Genomic DNA, 15,873 nt, shown 5'->3' with positions numbered 1-15,873 from the left:
ATCGTTTTGCAAACGGAAAGAAAGCGGGGCAATATGCCCCGCAGATTGCGGCGGCTATGGTAGTCGTTTGATTCACTAAACTCAATTGGAGGTCGCAGCTTGAGTATTTCTCTAAAGCCTGGGCGCTACAGGCATTACAAAGGAAATGAATATCAGGTGTATTCGGTGGCACGCCACTCAGAAACGGAGGAAGAGCTGGTGGTTTACCGTTGCCTATATGGAGACTACAGCCTGTGGGTACGTCCGCTGTCGATGTTTAATGAAATGGTTGAAGTGGCGGGGGATCCGTGTAGCTCAAGCGTGAAAAGGTTTGAATTTGTGTCGGAAATGAGCAGTGAGGAGATGTAAATGATTTGGCAGTGTCCCAAGTGTCAGCACCCCTTAACTGAGCGCGATCGCAATTTGTGTTGTGATAATGGCCACAGTTACGACCGTGCGCGACAGGGCTATATTCATCTCCTCCTGGCGAACCAGAAAAACAGCCGTAATCCCGGTGATAACGAAGAGATGATAGCCGCGCGTAAGCGTTTTTTACGCGCTGGTTTTTATGCTCCCTTGGTTGACGAAGTCTTCGCCATGGTAAAAGCGTATTTATCGTCGCAAGACACTGTTCAGATTTTGGATCTAGGATGTGGTGAAGGTTATTACCTGGAATCGCTGAGTGAGAAATTGTTGTCGTTAGAATCGATTGACCGTTTAGATTGTTGTGGTGTTGATGTGTCCAAAGAAGCGGTTCGCAAAGCCGCATCCAGCGCGAAACAGAAAGTACACAGTAATACTGTACATGAGAAAAAGTGGCGATTTGATTATGGTGTTGCCAGCAATCACCACCTGCCTGTCATGGAAAATTCTGTGGATATTGCGCTTAATGTCTTCGCGCCTATTGCCGCGAGGGAAATACAGCGGGTATTGAAAAATACTGGTATGTTTGTCCGTGTGCAGCCAGCCGAGCGCCACTTGTATCAGCTAAAAGAGGTGGTTTATGGCGAGGTGAAATTGCATACGCTAGCGGACGTCGAACCCGAATTGTCACTACTTGCAAGAAAGAATTTGCATTTCACTCTTGATCTAATTCAACCTGATTCTATTGCTGATTTGCTGGCTATGACGCCCCTGAACTGGCACGGCCAACGCGATGCAAAAAGCGAATTGATAGAAAAAGGAAAATTAACACTGGAGGTGGATTTCGATATTCAGCTACTTGGAATTAAGAGCGAATAAAATGCCTTCCGCTACTGATCTTCTTTGGATGAAAAAAGCCATTGCGCTCGCGAAGAAAGCCGCCGAGAACAATGAAGTGCCGGTTGGTGCGGTGCTGGTTCGCGGTGAAAGCCTGCTGGGAGAAGGGTGCAACCAGCCTATTGGCGGCTGTGATCCCACTGGGCACGCGGAAATAATAGCCTTGCGGGCAGCTGCGGCGGCAGAAAAAAATTATCGGCTTCCCGATACAACACTTTATGTCACAATCGAGCCCTGCACCATGTGTTTGGGGGCCATTATTCATGCTCGGGTCGGGCGTGTTGTCTTCGGTGCAACGGAGCCGAAAGCGGGGGTTTTAGCAAGTAACCCGGTACTGGAAAATGCGAATTTTTATAACCATAAACTGGCTTGGGAAGGTGGGGTCTGTGAGCAGGAGTGCTCGGTGCTTATCAGTGATTTCTTTACCTTGCGGCGAGAGGGAAGGAAAGCGCTAAAAAGAAAAGACGAAAAATAATTTTCCATCTTTTCTTTTATATTTAGAACACATTACAGTGAAGAAATATCCTCAGTTCCTCCGGCAATACTGCGTACAGCTTCCATTACAACAGGGCTGAAGCTGGCGAATTCCTCGGGAGTCGCATCGTTAGAGGCCAGCTGCTCGCCGCGATCTTTTTGCACTTCGTTCCAGGCAATAATGGTTTGGAAATTGCGGATATTGCGCACATAGTCGACTGGTTCCCAACCGCGAGCATAGCCGTGCTTGGTTTGCTTGTAGAATTTTCGTTTCGAAAGCAGAGGAAGGGCTTCACGTATATCGACCCATTTGTCGGGGTCGCCACCCCGCTGTGCAGTCAGGATTCGTGCGTCTTCCAAGTGGCCCAGGCCAACGTTGTACGCTGCCATGGCCAGCCATGTTCGATCTGGGTCGGCAATGCGATTGGGGATGCGATCGTAAATGGATTTAAAATATTTGGCACCGCCCTCAATGCTTTGCTCTGCATCCAATCGGTTTTTAACGCCAACAAATTTGGCTGTGTTGCGGGTTAGCATCATAAAACCGCGTACCCCGGTTGGGGATCTAGCCTTAGGGTTCCAGTGCGATTCCTGATAGCTTAACGCGGCAAGCAACTGCCAGTCCAAATTGTGTATCTCTGCAACGTCACGCAGTTTTTCTTCCCATTTGGGTAGGCGGGTTTTTAAGCGGTTGGCAAAGAGCACTGCGCCACCGTAGTTGATTTCGCCCAAGTAGCCGTAATAGGTTTCTAAAGTGTCTTCAATAACACCCTTTTCCTTAATACCTTTGAAAAATTTCTGTGATTCCAAAAACAAGCTGTCGTCTTTTTGAGCAGGGAAGGCCCACGCGAGATTTTGCGGTTCGCTGATATCGAACGCGACTTGCGCGTGTGGGTACAGGTTGCTATTAATTCGGTAAGCGTTGGAGTCGACAATGGTGTAATCAATGCTACCGTTATGCACCATTTCCATTAAATCGAGCATTTCAACATCGTGGCTTTCCCGCCAGTGTAAATCGGGGAATTCTTTTTTAAGTTCACGCAGGCGCTCTGCGTGGGAGCTATTGCCGATAACCAGTATATTTTTGTTTTGCAGGTCGGAAGGGCTGGTGGGGCGGGACTCGCCCTGGCGATAAACAACCTGCTGGGTGATTTGCAGGTAGGGTTCGCTGAACTGTACCTTCTGTTTGCGCTTCTCGGTAATAGTGAGGCCTGCGGCGGCCAACTGGCCAATATCGGTGCCGACGGAGTCGAGCATCACTCCAAGGTTTTCGGTTTCCCTTATTTCCAGGTCTACGCCCAGGTAGCGCGCGAATTTTTTAGCGATATGATATTCGAAGCCCGTGTAGCCGTTTGGACCCTCATAATAGGTGGTGGGGCCGTTTCGTGAAATAACGACCAGCTTGCCGGAGGCCATAACACGCTCCAGAGTAGTAGGGATACGACTGCTTACGAGACTGGAGCATAAACTCACAACAAGGGCGCTAAAAAGCACTGTTCGTAAGATACGCTTAACCAACTGGTATGCTTGTACGGTCATTCGCTTCGACATAAGCCTATATAAACTCCGGTATAAATTTCCCCAACATCCTGTTAAAGCCCGCAAAGTTGTTTTTGGTTATAAGCGCACTTGTGTCTGATCAATAATTATTCAATTCTACACGGTAAATGTGTGAGTAACTAGCTTGTCTTAATCTGGGTTTTCGTGTAGCTCGTTTTTAAAACAGTCTAGTTCAACAATTCCCGTTAGGTGAAAAATAACGCCAAATTTCATTAAGACACTTGGCGCTATTGACTAAGCCAATAGCGTTATCGCTGGTATTACCCCTCTGGTATCGGGGGGGTGTCGAGCAACTTTTCACCTTTCTTCCATAAAACCGTTTGATTCATGTCCCGCTTCGGAGCGCGGCGAAACGCAGCGCTAATTTTTCGCCTATTGAGAGCATCTATACTCTCCCTAAGGAATGCCAGATAAAGTACAATGCTTCCTTTTTTTGACACCCACCTTCTTTTGACTCACCAACCTTATGAGGCCCTTGCCAAAGATGTTGACTCTGCGTGGCGCTCCCGCTCTATCTGACTTCCGCTTAAATAAACTCTTGAGCCAAATCCAGCAGTTGCACTCCGGTGTGACTCGAATTCGAGCTGATTTCATCCATTTTGCCGATACCCGCTCGGAGCTGTCTTCCGCTGAAATGTCGGTACTGGAAAAACTCTTGGAGTACGGTCCAGCCAGTTCTATGGGTTTTGATGATACTAAAAGTACAGCACGAAGCGAGCCAGCATTCACATTGGTGGTGGTTCCAAGGGCGGGCACGATATCACCCTGGTCTTCAAAAGCAACGGATATTGCCCATAATGCGGGGCTAAATCAGGTAAAACGCATTGAGCGTGGCATTTTGTATTCTGTGGCGGGGGTGGAATCTAGCGGTGATGTCGCAGCATTGATTCACGATCGGATGGTCGAGCAAGTATTACCAAGCCTAGATGCGGCGGCTGTACTGTTCGAAACACATCAGCCAAAGCCCTTGGCACTGGTGGACGTGTTGGCCAGTGGCCGGCAGGCTCTGGTAGTCGCCAATACTGAGCTTGGATTAGCGCTTGCGGAAGATGAGATTGACTATCTGACTGCGTCCTTTAGTGAGCTGGGCCGTAACCCCAGCGATGTGGAGCTGATGATGTTTGCACAGGCAAATTCCGAGCATTGTCGCCACAAAATATTTAACGCCAGTTGGACCATTGATGGTGAAGAGCAGACGCTGTCGCTGTTCAAAATGATCAAAAACACCTACGAGAAGGGTGGAGAGGGTGTGCTTTCAGCCTATGCTGATAATGCTTCGGTAGTGGAGGGTACTATAGCCGGTCGCTTCTACCCTGATCCGCAAACCCGCGAATATGGCTACAACGAAGAACCTATTCATCTGTTGATGAAGGTGGAAACCCACAACCACCCAACAGCCATTGCACCCAACCCCGGAGCGGGAACTGGCTCCGGTGGCGAGATTCGTGATGAGGGTGCCGTTGGCAAGGGTTCAAAGCCAAAAGTGGGGATGACCGGTTTTACTGTATCCAACCTGCAAATTCCCGGCTACGCCTTGCCCTGGGAGCAGGACTACGGCAAACCCAACCGTATTGTGACGGCACTGGATATAATGACCGATGGTCCGATCGGTGGTGCGGCTTTTAATAACGAATTTGGGCGCCCGAATATCTGTGGTTATTTTCGCACCTATGAAGACAACTTCGACGGCGAGCGTCGTGGTTATCACAAGCCGATTATGCTGGCGGGCGGTTACGGCAATATCAGGCAAGAACATATAGAGCAAACTCCCTACGCGCCGGGAACCAAGTTGGTTGTGTTGGGGGGGCCTGCTATGTTGATTGGCTTGGGCGGTGGTGCCGCGTCATCTATGACGTCTGGTTCCTCGTCGGAAAACTTGGACTTTGCCTCGGTGCAACGCCAGAACCCCGAAATGGAGCGCCGTTGTCAGGAAGTTATCGACCAGTGCTGGCAGTTGGGTAAAGATAACCCCATTGCATTTATCCACGATGTGGGCGCTGGGGGCTTGTCTAATGCTTTTCCAGAATTGGCAAAAGATGGTGGTTGTGGCGCGCACTTTGAGTTGCGTAATGTTCCCAACGATGAGCCCGGTATGTCACCACTGGAAATCTGGTGTAATGAATCCCAGGAGCGCTACGTGATGGCCGTGCCCCCATCCGAGCTGCCGCGCTTCGAGGCAATTTGTAAGCGGGAGCGCTGCCCCTACTCGGTAGTGGGTGAGGCCTTGGATGAAAAAGTGTTGATCGTTAACGATACCCATTTCGATGCCAAACCCGTCAACTTGCCCATGAACATCCTCTTTGGTAAGGCGCCTAAAATGCACCGTACCGGCGAGAAAAAGGAGGCGAACACTGCCGCTTTTGATTATAGCGGCATCGATTTGGGCGATGCTATCGAGCGTGTGCTCCAGCACCCAACCGTGGCCAGCAAACAGTTTCTGATCACCATTGGTGATCGTTCGGTAACCGGGCAAGTTGTACGAGACCAAATGGTAGGCCCCTGGCAAGTGCCTGTTGCCGACTGTGCGGTGACCACCGTGTCATTCGATAGCTATGCTGGCGAGGCTATGAGTATGGGGGAGCGAACCCCGACCGCCTTACTGGATGCCCCCGCGTCTGGGCGTATGGCTGTGGGTGAAGCGATCACCAATATTTGTGCCACCCGTATTGGTAAATTGAGCGATATTCGCCTCTCCGCCAACTGGATGTGTGCCGCCGGCCACCCAGGTGAAGACGAAAAGCTCTACCGTACCGTAGAAACTGTTGGTATGGATTTCTGTCCGGCTCTGGGTATTACCATCCCGGTCGGTAAAGATTCCATGTCCATGCGCACAGCCTGGCAGGATAATGGCGAAGATAAGGCCGTTACCTCGCCTTTATCCGTCATTATTTCCGCTTTCACTCCGGTGGTGGATGTTCGTAAAACGGTAACTCCCGAGCTGCGAGCCAAAGTAGAAAGCAAGCTATTGCTGATTGACCTGGGTGCGGGGAAAAACCGTGTGGGGGCCTCGATTTTTGCTCAGGTATATAATCAGATGGGTCAGTCGCCAGCCGACGCCGATAGTGCCGAGCAATTAAAAGCCTTCTTTAACGTTATGCAGAGCTGCCTACAGGACGAGCTATTGCTGGCCTACCACGATCGCTCCGATGGAGGTCTGTTGGCGGCGCTAGCGGAAATGTGTTTTGCCGGTCGCTGCGGTGCCAGCGTTAATTTGGCGGCTGTCGGAACAGACCCTCACGCAGTGCTGTTTAACGAAGAGCTGGGTGCGGTTGTACAGGTTGCCAGTGGTGACATTACCGAAGTTGTTCAGCGTTTTGAAAACGCGGGCCTCGCTGAGTTGGTGAGCGAACTCGGTGTTGTAACTGCCGACGAGCAACTGGTGATTACTCATGGCGAAAATGTTCTCTACCAGAACAGTCGCGGTACGCTACAGCAGTTGTGGAGCAAAACCAGCTACCACGTACAGAATATGCGGGATAATCCCGTCTGTGCCGATCAGGAGTTTGCTCAAATTACTGAGGCCAACCCAGGTTTGAGTGCAGAGCTAAGTTACGACGTTAAGGCCGATATTACGGCACCATACATTTCCAAAGGGGTTAAACCCAAAGTGGCTATTCTGCGAGAGCAGGGTGTTAACAGTCATTTGGAAATGGCGGCATCCTTTACCCGTGCAGGATTTTCAGCCGTTGATGTTCATATGAGCGATATTCTCGCTGGCAGGGTTTCACTGAAAGAATTCAAAGGAATTGCCGCCTGCGGTGGGTTCTCCTACGGTGATGTTCTAGGCGCTGGTGAAGGCTGGGCAAAAACTATTCTGTTCAACGGTCAGGCGCGCGATGAATTCCAGTCTTTCTTCCATCGCGAAGATACCTTTAGCCTGGGTGTGTGTAATGGCTGCCAGATGATGTCTAATCTCAAGAGTTTGATTCCCGGTGCAGAGCACTGGCCCCACTTTGTACGCAATTTGTCGGAGCAGTTTGAAGCACGTTTTAGTTTGGTTAAAATTGAAAAATCCAATTCTGTATTGCTGGAATCGATGGCTGGATCCCATATGCCAGTGGCGATTGCGCACGGTGAAGGTCGAGCAGAGTTTGCGGATCCGACGGCATTGCGTGATTGTGAAGCCTCTGGCTCCGTGGCGATTCGATTTGTGGATAACACTATTGCAGTAACTGAAGATTATCCCGCCAACCCCAACGGATCACCGTCAGGGATTACTGGGCTAACCTCTGCGGATGGTCGGGCCACCATTATGATGCCGCACCCAGAGCGGGTATTCCGTGCAGTGTGTAATTCATGGCACCCAGCAGATTGGGAAGAAGATAGCGGTTGGATGCGACTGTTTCGCAATGCGCGAGTATTTATCGACTAGCAAAAAAAAGCCAGCGTTAAGCTGGCTTTTTTAATTCTCTTTTAACAATTCTATTCTTTAGCGCTTATTGTTTTCACAATTTCAATTGTTGGTGCAACCCATACTTTATCGCGGTGCTTTTGCAGGTGGTCGAGCAAGGCTGTATGGGCGTCTTCGGAAACGTTCAAATCATGCTCACCGCCAACACCGTGAAATAAAAATACCAGCCATGTTCCACGCTCGATAGCATCATCCACCAGTGCAATCATTTTCTCTGCAGAATCGTTATAGACCATATGCGAATGAATATTCATTAAATCAACTTCGCCTAAGGGTTGAGATTCGCCTCCTACGGCACGCGCAGCGATAACATTGGGTTTGAGTTGTTGAATAAATGATTGGTTGCTGGCTTTGGTGTCGCCACAAGTATAGGCAAAAGTGCGCGCACTTTTGCTATCCACAGCTTCCAGTACCGTATTTGTCATCTTTACATTGCTTATGAAACGCTCTACAGACCATGTGCCAAGATCACGCTCGGTACTAACCCACTCGCGCCCGGGTCGATTACCTTCGCAGGGATGGTATAGCGTGTGATTGCCAAGTTCGTGACCCTTTGTGGCGAGTTCACGCCAGTCATTTATACGCTTGTGGAAAGGGTCGGAGGAGGCTGTAATATAGAACGTTCCGCGGAAATTTCTTGCTTCTAGTGCCGGGGCAACTTTATCTAGGTGGATATTTAATGCATCGTCGTAAGTGAGTGTTACCTGGGCCCGTTTATGATGCTGTGTGAGCGGAGTTTCTGAATTGGAATTGGTGGTGCAGGCGGTAATAAACAATAGGGCAGTGAGCGTAAATATAATCTTTTTCATTGGGGCTTCTTAACGTTTGTTTGGGGCTGATTTTTTATACTGTAACACAGGTTTGGTATGCCTTTGGGGCAATGTATGTGGCGGTTTCGAGTATTTTTATACTCAGGCCTCTACACAGTTTCTGCCCTGGTTTTTTGCTTTGTACAGGGCCGTATCAGCGGCTTTAAACAATTGATCTAGGCTCGGTGTGATAAGTGTCGATACGCCAAAGCTAGCGGTTACTTTAACATTGGGATGGAGTTCTGCCTGCTCTAGCTTTTGTCGCAATAGTTCAGCAACAATTCGAGCATCCTTCAGGGGGGTGTTGGGGCATAACAGAATAAATTCTTCGCCACCCCAGCGGGCTAGGTAGTCGGTTCTGCGAATATTTTTTGAGAAAAGCTGTGCGGTGCTTTTTAGCACTTCATCGCCTACATCATGCCCGTAGGTATCGTTGATCCGTTTGAAGTGATCGATATCAACAAGAACAAAAGAAAATGCTATTTTTTCTTCATTCCATTGCCTTAGGCCATTGTAAAGTGAATCTCGAATACCCAACCGATTCAATAGTCCCGTTAGCTGGTCTGTTTTCGCTAGGTCTTCAAATTGCTTGTTCTGCAGGTTTAGTAATTTGTTAATCGATAATAGTTCATTCTGATATCGCTTTGTTTTCGATAATTCATTTTTTAAATTGAGCATGCGGTAGAGCAGTAGGACAAAAATAATCGCTGACCAGGTTAGAACCATTCCGCGGTATAGGTTTTCATCACTGATATACGAGCCTTTCCAGCGAATTCGTTTCAACTCTAATTGGTGGCTACCGCTTTGCACCTGTGAGCCTGTTTGTAATTCAATATATATTACGTCATTAAATTCTGGGTGAGCATGTTGCAGAGGAATCCTTTTTTGTCTAAGCCACCAGTCAGCGACATTAAAATCACTTAAGTTCAGGGTTAAGCCAGTTTCAAGTTCTTTTACGGGTACTTCTACCATATTGTATTTGGTGGTGGTGTCATTGCCATCAATATAATAGTTGGGGTGTCGGTTGCGTAAATAAAGGCGTACATATTCCTCGTTGCCTTTGTAGGAAACCCAGATAGTCATTTTTTGAAAGGCTCTAAGGTCAATACCCTTCTTGCTATCCTTCCGTGTATTAATTCGCATTCCGCAATAGGGTGTAGAGTATTTTTCGCCAATATTGCACTGCCAGCGTTTTTTCTTCTCGTTAATCCAAAATGCCTTGCTGTCACCACCTGAGTATGTATCGTCAGAGATAGTGGATGAATATTCTAGAGGGTTAAACTCCAGGGTATGGGATACCCAGTCTTTAGGTAAAAATATTACAGCAATTGAAATAGAGGCCAGTATACCGAGCAGGATCTCAGTGCTTGAAAGGGCGAGCAAAAAATGGGATGTAATCGGTTTATTTCTCTGCATTTTCGAAAATTAGCTTTGTTGTTTAGTACAGTAGGGACTGTATTTGATTATTCTATAGTTCGTCTAAATTTAGCCAGTACTCCTTCACATTTAATGGGGTGTTCTTCCCTAGAAATGGGTTTTGGAGTGTGAATGCGAGCCGGTTTTTCAGTTGAGATCGGCTCAGGGCATCTTTGACTAGTTCGGTGTTGTAAAAGTACTCGTCGAAATCACCGTTTTTCAGTGCGTTGTCCAGTCCCTGTTTCAGGGTTTTCGCTAGCGCTTGGTTTTCGGGGCTGACAAAAAAATAAAAGGGCAGTTTGTAAATGAGTACGAGGTGCTTTTCAACGGCCAGCTCCAGCTCCGGATGAGCTGAAATTTCCACCCAGGGTTCAAGAACACCGCGGGGAAACGCATCGAAACGACCACCTTCTACCATGTAAAAAAGATTGTCATATTTACTTGTGGTAACAACATTTAGTCCGTTACTTTTTAGTATTTCCACATCGGGCCAACCCTGGCCCTGGCCAAATGTTAAGCTGCCGAAATCTTCGAAGCTGGATACGCTGGAAAATTTTTGCTGTTCATCGGGGTTGATAATAAACACTCTGTGGCCCAAAAGTCCTTTAAGCATTGGGAAAAGTATGGGAATCAGCTGGCTCTCAACCTCACTGTTAGAGGCCAGCCACATGACATCCATATCACCGTTTCTTAAATTTTCAATAGCACGGGTCTGAGTAATATCCTGAGTGGTAATCGCCAAATTGTAATCGCCTGGAATATTCCTCAGGGCGACCTTAAGAGCTCCGACGGCGTATGCGTCCAGAGGATGATCTGTCTGGTTCACTCTCAGCGTGGCGGCTGTTCCAGATATCGCAGTGAATGCGATACTAGCAAGGAAAAAGGTTTTTACCGTGCGAGAAAGGTGTTTGCTCATAGTATCCTGTGCGTATTTTGGCGACATTTAATTAACTATAGGTGAAACTGCGTTTTTTTACCCGGAAATGGCGTACTTTTGACGAGTAATAGTGTTCAATAACGCCTTTGAAAAATCGTGGCACTAAAAGGTAAGGTATTATGAAAAATCGTACTCTAGGAAGCTCTCAGTTGAGCGTAAGTGAAGTAGGACTGGGTTGCTGGCAACTGGGCGGTGATTTCGGCCCTTTAAGTGATGAGAGCGCTAACAACATTATTCAAGCTGCATTGGAGCAGGGCGTTAACTTCTTTGATACGGCGGATGTGTATGGTGCAGGTAAAAGCGAGAGCTATTTAGGGGCCGCATTGGCGGATGCCGGCTCGGATATTAAGATTGCTACCAAATATGGACGCGGTCCAGGCAGCTACCCCGATGGTTATTCACTCACGGATTTACGCGACTCGGTGAAGCGCGCCCAGGATCGCTTGAATAGAGACTGTATCGATCTGCTGCAATTGCACTGTATTCCTACCGAGGTAATGCAGCATGGCGAGATCTTTGATTGGTTGCGCGAGGTTCAACAGGAAGGCCATATAGCCAGCTTTGGCGCCAGTGTTGAACGTGTGGATGAGGCGTTAATCTGCATCGAACAGAACGATTTAGCCTCGCTACAGATTATTTTTAATATGCTGCGTCAGCGTCCCCTGAAAGACCTGTTTGATAAGGCCAGTGAACGCAATGTCGGTATTATTGTTCGTCTTCCGCTGGCGAGCGGACTACTGAGTGGTAAGTATTCCTCTGCAACCACTTTTGACGAGTCAGACCATCGAAACTACAACAAAGACGGTCAAGCGTTCAGCGTGGGCGAAACCTTTTCAGGTATCGAATTTAGCCGTGGTTTAGAACTGGTTGACGAGTTGAATGCGCTCAAGCCGGAAGGTTATAGCATGGCTCAGTTTGCTATGCGCTGGATTCTGGATCAGCCCGCAGTTACAACGATTATTCCGGGTGCAAGCTCTCCAGAGCAGGTAGCAAAAAACGTTTCTGTGAGCGAGTTGGCTCCACTTCCTACAGTGCTACATGAAAAGCTGTATCAACTGTATTTGGATAAAGTTGAAAGTTTTATCCGTTGCCCCATCTAAAGTCTCGTCCCTACAGGGTTGTCGGTCATCGCGGCAACCCTTCTGATTTCCCTGAAAATACGCTGGAAGGTGTGCTCTCGGCCATTGCCATGGGTGTCGATGCTGTCGAGGTAGATGTGCAGTTGAGCCTCGATCATACCTGCATGGTTGTGCACGATGCCAGTACAGCGCGTACGTCTTCCCATAGCCTGTTGATTGCCGAGCGCACCGCCGCGGAACTGGCGGGTGTTCGCGTGCAGGAGCCGGAACGTTTTGGAGAAAAATTCTCACACTGCTTATTGCCGACGCTTCAACAGCTCAGTCTGGGTTTGCAGGATAGTGAGGTACAGGTCTTTCTGGAGCTGAAGGCTGAGTCTCTGCATTACAGCTCCAGAGAAGCGTTTGCGAAGGCGGCTTTAGATCAGAGCGAGTGTTTGAGCTGTCGCCGCATTATCATCAGTTTCGACATCGAAATACTTCGCATCGTGCGGGAGTTGTCGTCCCTGCCAGTGGGCTGGGTGTTGAGTGATTATTCCGAATATTCCAGGGCAGAGGCAGCACAGTTTTCCCCGGAATACCTTATTATCGATCACACCGAATTGCCGCTGAATGATCAGCCGTTCTGGCCTGGTTCCTGGCAGTGGTTTGTATACGATGTAAGCTGTTTAAAAGAGAGTGAGAGACTACTGAAACGGGGCGTCCGTTATATTGAAACCTGGCAGCCATCAGTATTCGCGTGATAGCTGATCCAGTTTTTCATATAAATTTTCTGGTAGATCCAATTCTTTCAACACCGAGTTGGCCAGACTTTCATTTTTGTGGCGGATAGTTGCATGGCATTCTGTAACCATATTGGCTTGGTACAAAATATGGCCGTAGGGGCTCAGTTTATTCCCAGGCTGTAGGTTCAATTGCTCGGCAATAGCTTTGCATATGTCTTTGGGTAAATCCCAATCTTTAGCCACCCAATAACTAACCGCTGGGGCGAGCACTTTCATAATGGGTGAAAAAGCGTTGTTGCCGGGTTTAACGTCTTCTTCATTCAGTTTGAACTGCTTGCACAGTTCGCTGAAAACCGTAATTTTACCTATATCGTGTACCAGACCCATAACGTAAACTTTGAATTTTTCCTGCTGACGATGTTCGGCAATTTGCTCACAGGCAACAGCGCAGGAGAGCGAGTGATGCCACATTTTTTGCCCAGTACGGGAAAAATAGGTCGATTCCCGTTGCACAATGGGTTGCATAACTGCGGCAGAAAGCACTGAACGCAAACCATCAATACCCAATTTCACAACAGCACGTTCAATATCGTTAATACGTGCACCTATGGGGTTGAAGTACACGCTATTGGCGAGTTTCAGCACCGTTGCGCTCATAACCGGATCTTTATCGATAATGTCCACGTAATCACGTGCAGAACTTTCCGGGTCACGCAGGCTGCGCAGTAAACGTGGAATCACCGTTGGTAAGCGGGGAACAGCCTTATTACGCACTTCTTTTTTCTGCAGTGAGGTTTTCACCATATCCACCACCAGTTTTTGTGGCAGTGTTAAGGCGGTTTCGGTGGTTTTAGGGTAAAGGTGTGAATAGTAAATACTTTCTGAGTCTCGAATACTCAGCTGCTTGGGTTCTACGACAATCCATTGCTTGGTGTCTGTGTCAGTTATCTTTGTAAATACATTTTTAAGGAACGACATTCCTCGCCATACTCCGGTCTAAGTGTGTTCGTATGAGTCTAGCAGGCCACTACTCTATCAAGACTAATAATGACTTATTCATGGAGTGTCTTATCAATATCGTAAACGTGGAATTGCAGGATATCTGTCCAGCTGAGAATGCCTTCAATACTCATATCCTCACGGACAACCGGCAGGCAGGAAATAGGGTTTTCAAGCAGGAGAATAGAGGCACAATCGATACCGGTATCGGCGTCCACTGTAATGGGGGCGGCGGACATAATATCGCGTACTTTCAGTTTTAGCAGCGACCGGTCAATTTCCCGCTCTTCTTCGGTTCTTAAAAAGGGGCTGAGGTGGGCGAGAGCATCCCTATCAGAAACAACACCTACGAGCCTGTCGTTTTCTTCTACCAGCAGGTGGCGATAGGCCACATCAGAAAAAATATTGCGTAATTCCTCTAGGGTTTCTTCAGGTGAAACCGAGTGAACCTGTTTGCTCATTATGTCTGCGACAATCATAACGTCACCTTATAAGCTTTCAGCGAATACGCGTTCGCCCTCCAGCTTAATACTGCAATGCCTTTTAGCGTCTTCACACGACCAAGCGTGCCCGAGAATATTTATCACCACATTTGGATAGACTTGCTTAGAGACGTTTACCGCTAGGTTGTCATTAACGGTTAATCGTGGTTTCAGCTCGTCCAGACGCATTTGCATAAGATTAATTTTTTCCTGTATTAGCTGAACAGTCTCTTCAACTTTCCTTGCTTTATCCAGGATGGTTTGTCCCAGTGTAGTCGGTGTTCCCTTGGCTTGGATTTTTTTTAGTATGTTTAATAGCTGTTCTTCTTCAGCGGTTCGGCGCTTTATTTTGTGATTCAGGGCAGCGACCTCACGCTGTAGCTCATTGTCTTCGCCCAGGAAAAGAGTCGTTGTGACATAGGCTTCACTGCCCAGTACTTTAGCGTTAATACCGGAGTGGGAGGTGCAATGGCCACCAATAAGACAGCCTCGGCCACGTTCCTGTCCAGCATTAATATAGCCGTCGGCGAGGACTTTGCACTGCATAACATATTCGGCAGCGTTTAAATCTCCTTTGCAGACTACGCTGGTGTGGTGGAAAAACTTTGCGTTGACATCACCTCCGGCTTCGAGGTGGCAGCTGTGTTCATCGTCGATGTCGTCGGCATTTACGCCGCCGCTAACTGTTATGCTACCACCGGCAACGATGGTAGCCTTGGTGACGGAGCCCTTTATAAAAATATCGCCAGAAACCTTAATATGCAGGCCCGGTTCAACATTGTGTTTAATCATTAGCGAACCGTCGTAATCGATATGGCCACTATGAATATCAACATCCTCTAAGACCATCAAAGCATCAACTTTTACGCCGGAATTGCTGTAGACAGGGTGTCCCTTGATGGCGGCAATCAGCAGGTTCTCGTCATCTTCCGCGAGTTCAACACCCTCGAAGGGTTTGTTGAATTGAACGTCTATTCCGGCGTTTGCGCGAATGATGCTCCCTTTAACATCCAGGCCATCTTCACCGCTTGTTGCTGGAACCCTGCGCATCAGTTTGTCGCCAGGCTGTACAACGGTAAAATCGTAAACATCCAGTTGATCTATTACCTTAGAGCTATCGGTGTCCTTTTCGGCAATGGTTTTACTTTCCAGCAGGGATTCCATTTTGGCATTAGTGCCATGTTTGGGCAGTATGGCGTTGGCAATAATGAGATCTACGGGTTCCTTTGACGCGCGTAGTTGGTCAAGCTTTTCTTTATCGAGAGTTGTACCGTCTAACCTGGCTTTCTCAACTTCCTCTTCTATCCACTCCGGGTTTAGTTTTTGTCCACCCCAGGCTCTGTCGGTTTGTACACGAGCGGTTGTTTTGTCGTGTGAGATAGAAATACTGATTTTCGCATCGCGCCTTTCTGCTAAAACGTAGCGGCCATTTTCGAAGCGCTGAACTTTCTTTAAAAATAGCTGAACACTGTTTGGGGGGTAAAAATGATCGGCAAAACCTTCGCTTTTTAGGTGCTCGTTAATCGATTGTTGTGTGATGGCGGGCTGGGGCGTTGGACGCTCGTCGTTGTTTTCGGCGGCGGCGGTTTTGGCGGGCTCAACAATGCCCATCACTCGGCTGGTTTTTTCGTCGTATTCCAGTCTGTAGCGAGGTGATGTGGTGGGCGTAGCGTTATTGTTGTTGCTTTCCACTCAGTAGAATCTCATTAAGGGTTTTACATAGTTATAGCACACTGGAGGCGCCA

Annotated in this window: 13 protein-coding genes; 6 read left to right on the top strand and 7 right to left on the bottom strand. The window is 48.1% G+C overall.

All coding sequences use genetic code 11. From position 1 onward, the window contains the following. Nucleotides 1-99: 99 nt before the first annotated feature. The 3 genes from H5715_RS07405 to tadA are packed head-to-tail and all read left to right on the top strand — an operon-like array spanning nt 100 to nt 1,714. Nucleotides 100-348, top strand: a complete 249-nt coding sequence (locus H5715_RS07405) for a DUF1653 domain-containing protein (protein WP_425507022.1) — start codon at nt 100-102, stop codon at nt 346-348. Then, entirely contained in the window at nt 349-1,221 is an 873-nt protein-coding gene (locus tag H5715_RS07400) for a putative RNA methyltransferase (protein ID WP_075185310.1), read from the top strand. Between the two features lies 1 nt (nt 1,222). Further along, on the top strand, nt 1,223-1,714 hold the full coding sequence (gene tadA / locus H5715_RS07395) for a tRNA adenosine(34) deaminase TadA (protein ID WP_075185311.1): 492 nt from the start codon (nt 1,223-1,225) through the stop codon (nt 1,712-1,714). A 32-nt stretch (nt 1,715-1,746) separates the two neighbouring features. Here the strand turns inward: tadA and mltF are convergent, their stop codons facing one another. After that, nucleotides 1,747-3,252 (bottom strand): membrane-bound lytic murein transglycosylase MltF, encoded by a 1,506-nt coding sequence (gene mltF, locus H5715_RS07390; RefSeq protein ID WP_139309762.1) that lies wholly within the window; start codon nt 3,250-3,252, stop codon nt 1,747-1,749. A 505-nt stretch (nt 3,253-3,757) separates the two neighbouring features. On the opposite strand from mltF, the gene purL reads away from it, so the two are divergent. After that, a complete protein-coding gene (gene purL, locus H5715_RS07385; protein WP_083607987.1) occupies nt 3,758-7,645 on the top strand; it encodes a phosphoribosylformylglycinamidine synthase in 3,888 nt (1,295 codons plus the stop codon). Nucleotides 7,646-7,695: 50 nt separating this feature from the next. Here purL and H5715_RS07380 read toward each other — a convergent pair whose 3' ends face one another. The 3 genes from H5715_RS07380 to H5715_RS07370 form a co-directional block, all read right to left on the bottom strand. Next, entirely contained in the window at nt 7,696-8,493 is a 798-nt protein-coding gene (locus H5715_RS07380) for a polysaccharide deacetylase family protein (RefSeq protein WP_075185315.1), read from the bottom strand. 102 nt (nt 8,494-8,595) lie between these two features. Continuing rightward, complete coding sequence (locus H5715_RS07375) at nt 8,596-9,909, bottom strand: GGDEF domain-containing protein (RefSeq protein WP_075185316.1); 1,314 nt, start codon at nt 9,907-9,909, stop codon at nt 8,596-8,598. A gap of 52 nt (nt 9,910-9,961) precedes the next feature. Next, complete coding sequence (locus tag H5715_RS07370; RefSeq protein ID WP_246434729.1) at nt 9,962-10,852, bottom strand: type 2 periplasmic-binding domain-containing protein; 891 nt, start codon at nt 10,850-10,852, stop codon at nt 9,962-9,964. A gap of 113 nt (nt 10,853-10,965) precedes the next feature. Here H5715_RS07370 and H5715_RS07365 point away from each other — a divergent pair, with 113 nt between their 5' ends. Together H5715_RS07365 and H5715_RS07360 are read left to right on the top strand one after the other, a co-directional pair. Continuing rightward, nucleotides 10,966-11,946 (top strand): aldo/keto reductase, encoded by a 981-nt coding sequence (locus H5715_RS07365; RefSeq protein ID WP_075185317.1) that lies wholly within the window; start codon nt 10,966-10,968, stop codon nt 11,944-11,946. Further along, nucleotides 11,934-12,665: a glycerophosphodiester phosphodiesterase family protein gene (locus tag H5715_RS07360; protein ID WP_075185318.1), complete on the top strand. Its 732-nt coding sequence runs from the start codon at nt 11,934-11,936 to the stop codon at nt 12,663-12,665. The genes H5715_RS07365 and H5715_RS07360 overlap by 13 nt, the downstream gene beginning before the upstream one ends. Here the strand turns inward: H5715_RS07360 and H5715_RS07355 are convergent. The 3 genes from H5715_RS07355 to H5715_RS07345 all read right to left on the bottom strand — a co-directional run bounded on the left by H5715_RS07355 (nt 12,651) and on the right by H5715_RS07345 (nt 15,820). Beyond that, a complete protein-coding gene (locus tag H5715_RS07355) occupies nt 12,651-13,625 on the bottom strand; it encodes an HDOD domain-containing protein (protein ID WP_075185319.1) in 975 nt (324 codons plus the stop codon). The genes H5715_RS07360 and H5715_RS07355 overlap by 15 nt on opposite strands. Nucleotides 13,626-13,699: 74 nt before the next feature. After that, on the bottom strand, nt 13,700-14,125 hold the full coding sequence (locus H5715_RS07350) for a CBS domain-containing protein (RefSeq protein WP_075185320.1): 426 nt from the start codon (nt 14,123-14,125) through the stop codon (nt 13,700-13,702). A gap of 9 nt (nt 14,126-14,134) precedes the next feature. Beyond that, on the bottom strand, nt 14,135-15,820 hold the full coding sequence (locus H5715_RS07345) for a flagellar assembly protein A (protein WP_075185321.1): 1,686 nt from the start codon (nt 15,818-15,820) through the stop codon (nt 14,135-14,137). Nucleotides 15,821-15,873: the final 53 nt, after the last annotated feature.

The organism is Teredinibacter haidensis, from assembly GCF_014211975.1.
Lineage (GTDB): Bacteria > Pseudomonadota > Gammaproteobacteria > Pseudomonadales > Cellvibrionaceae > Teredinibacter > Teredinibacter haidensis.
Note: the sequence above shows the minus strand (reverse complement) of the source record. Positions and strands in the feature narration are given on the sequence as shown.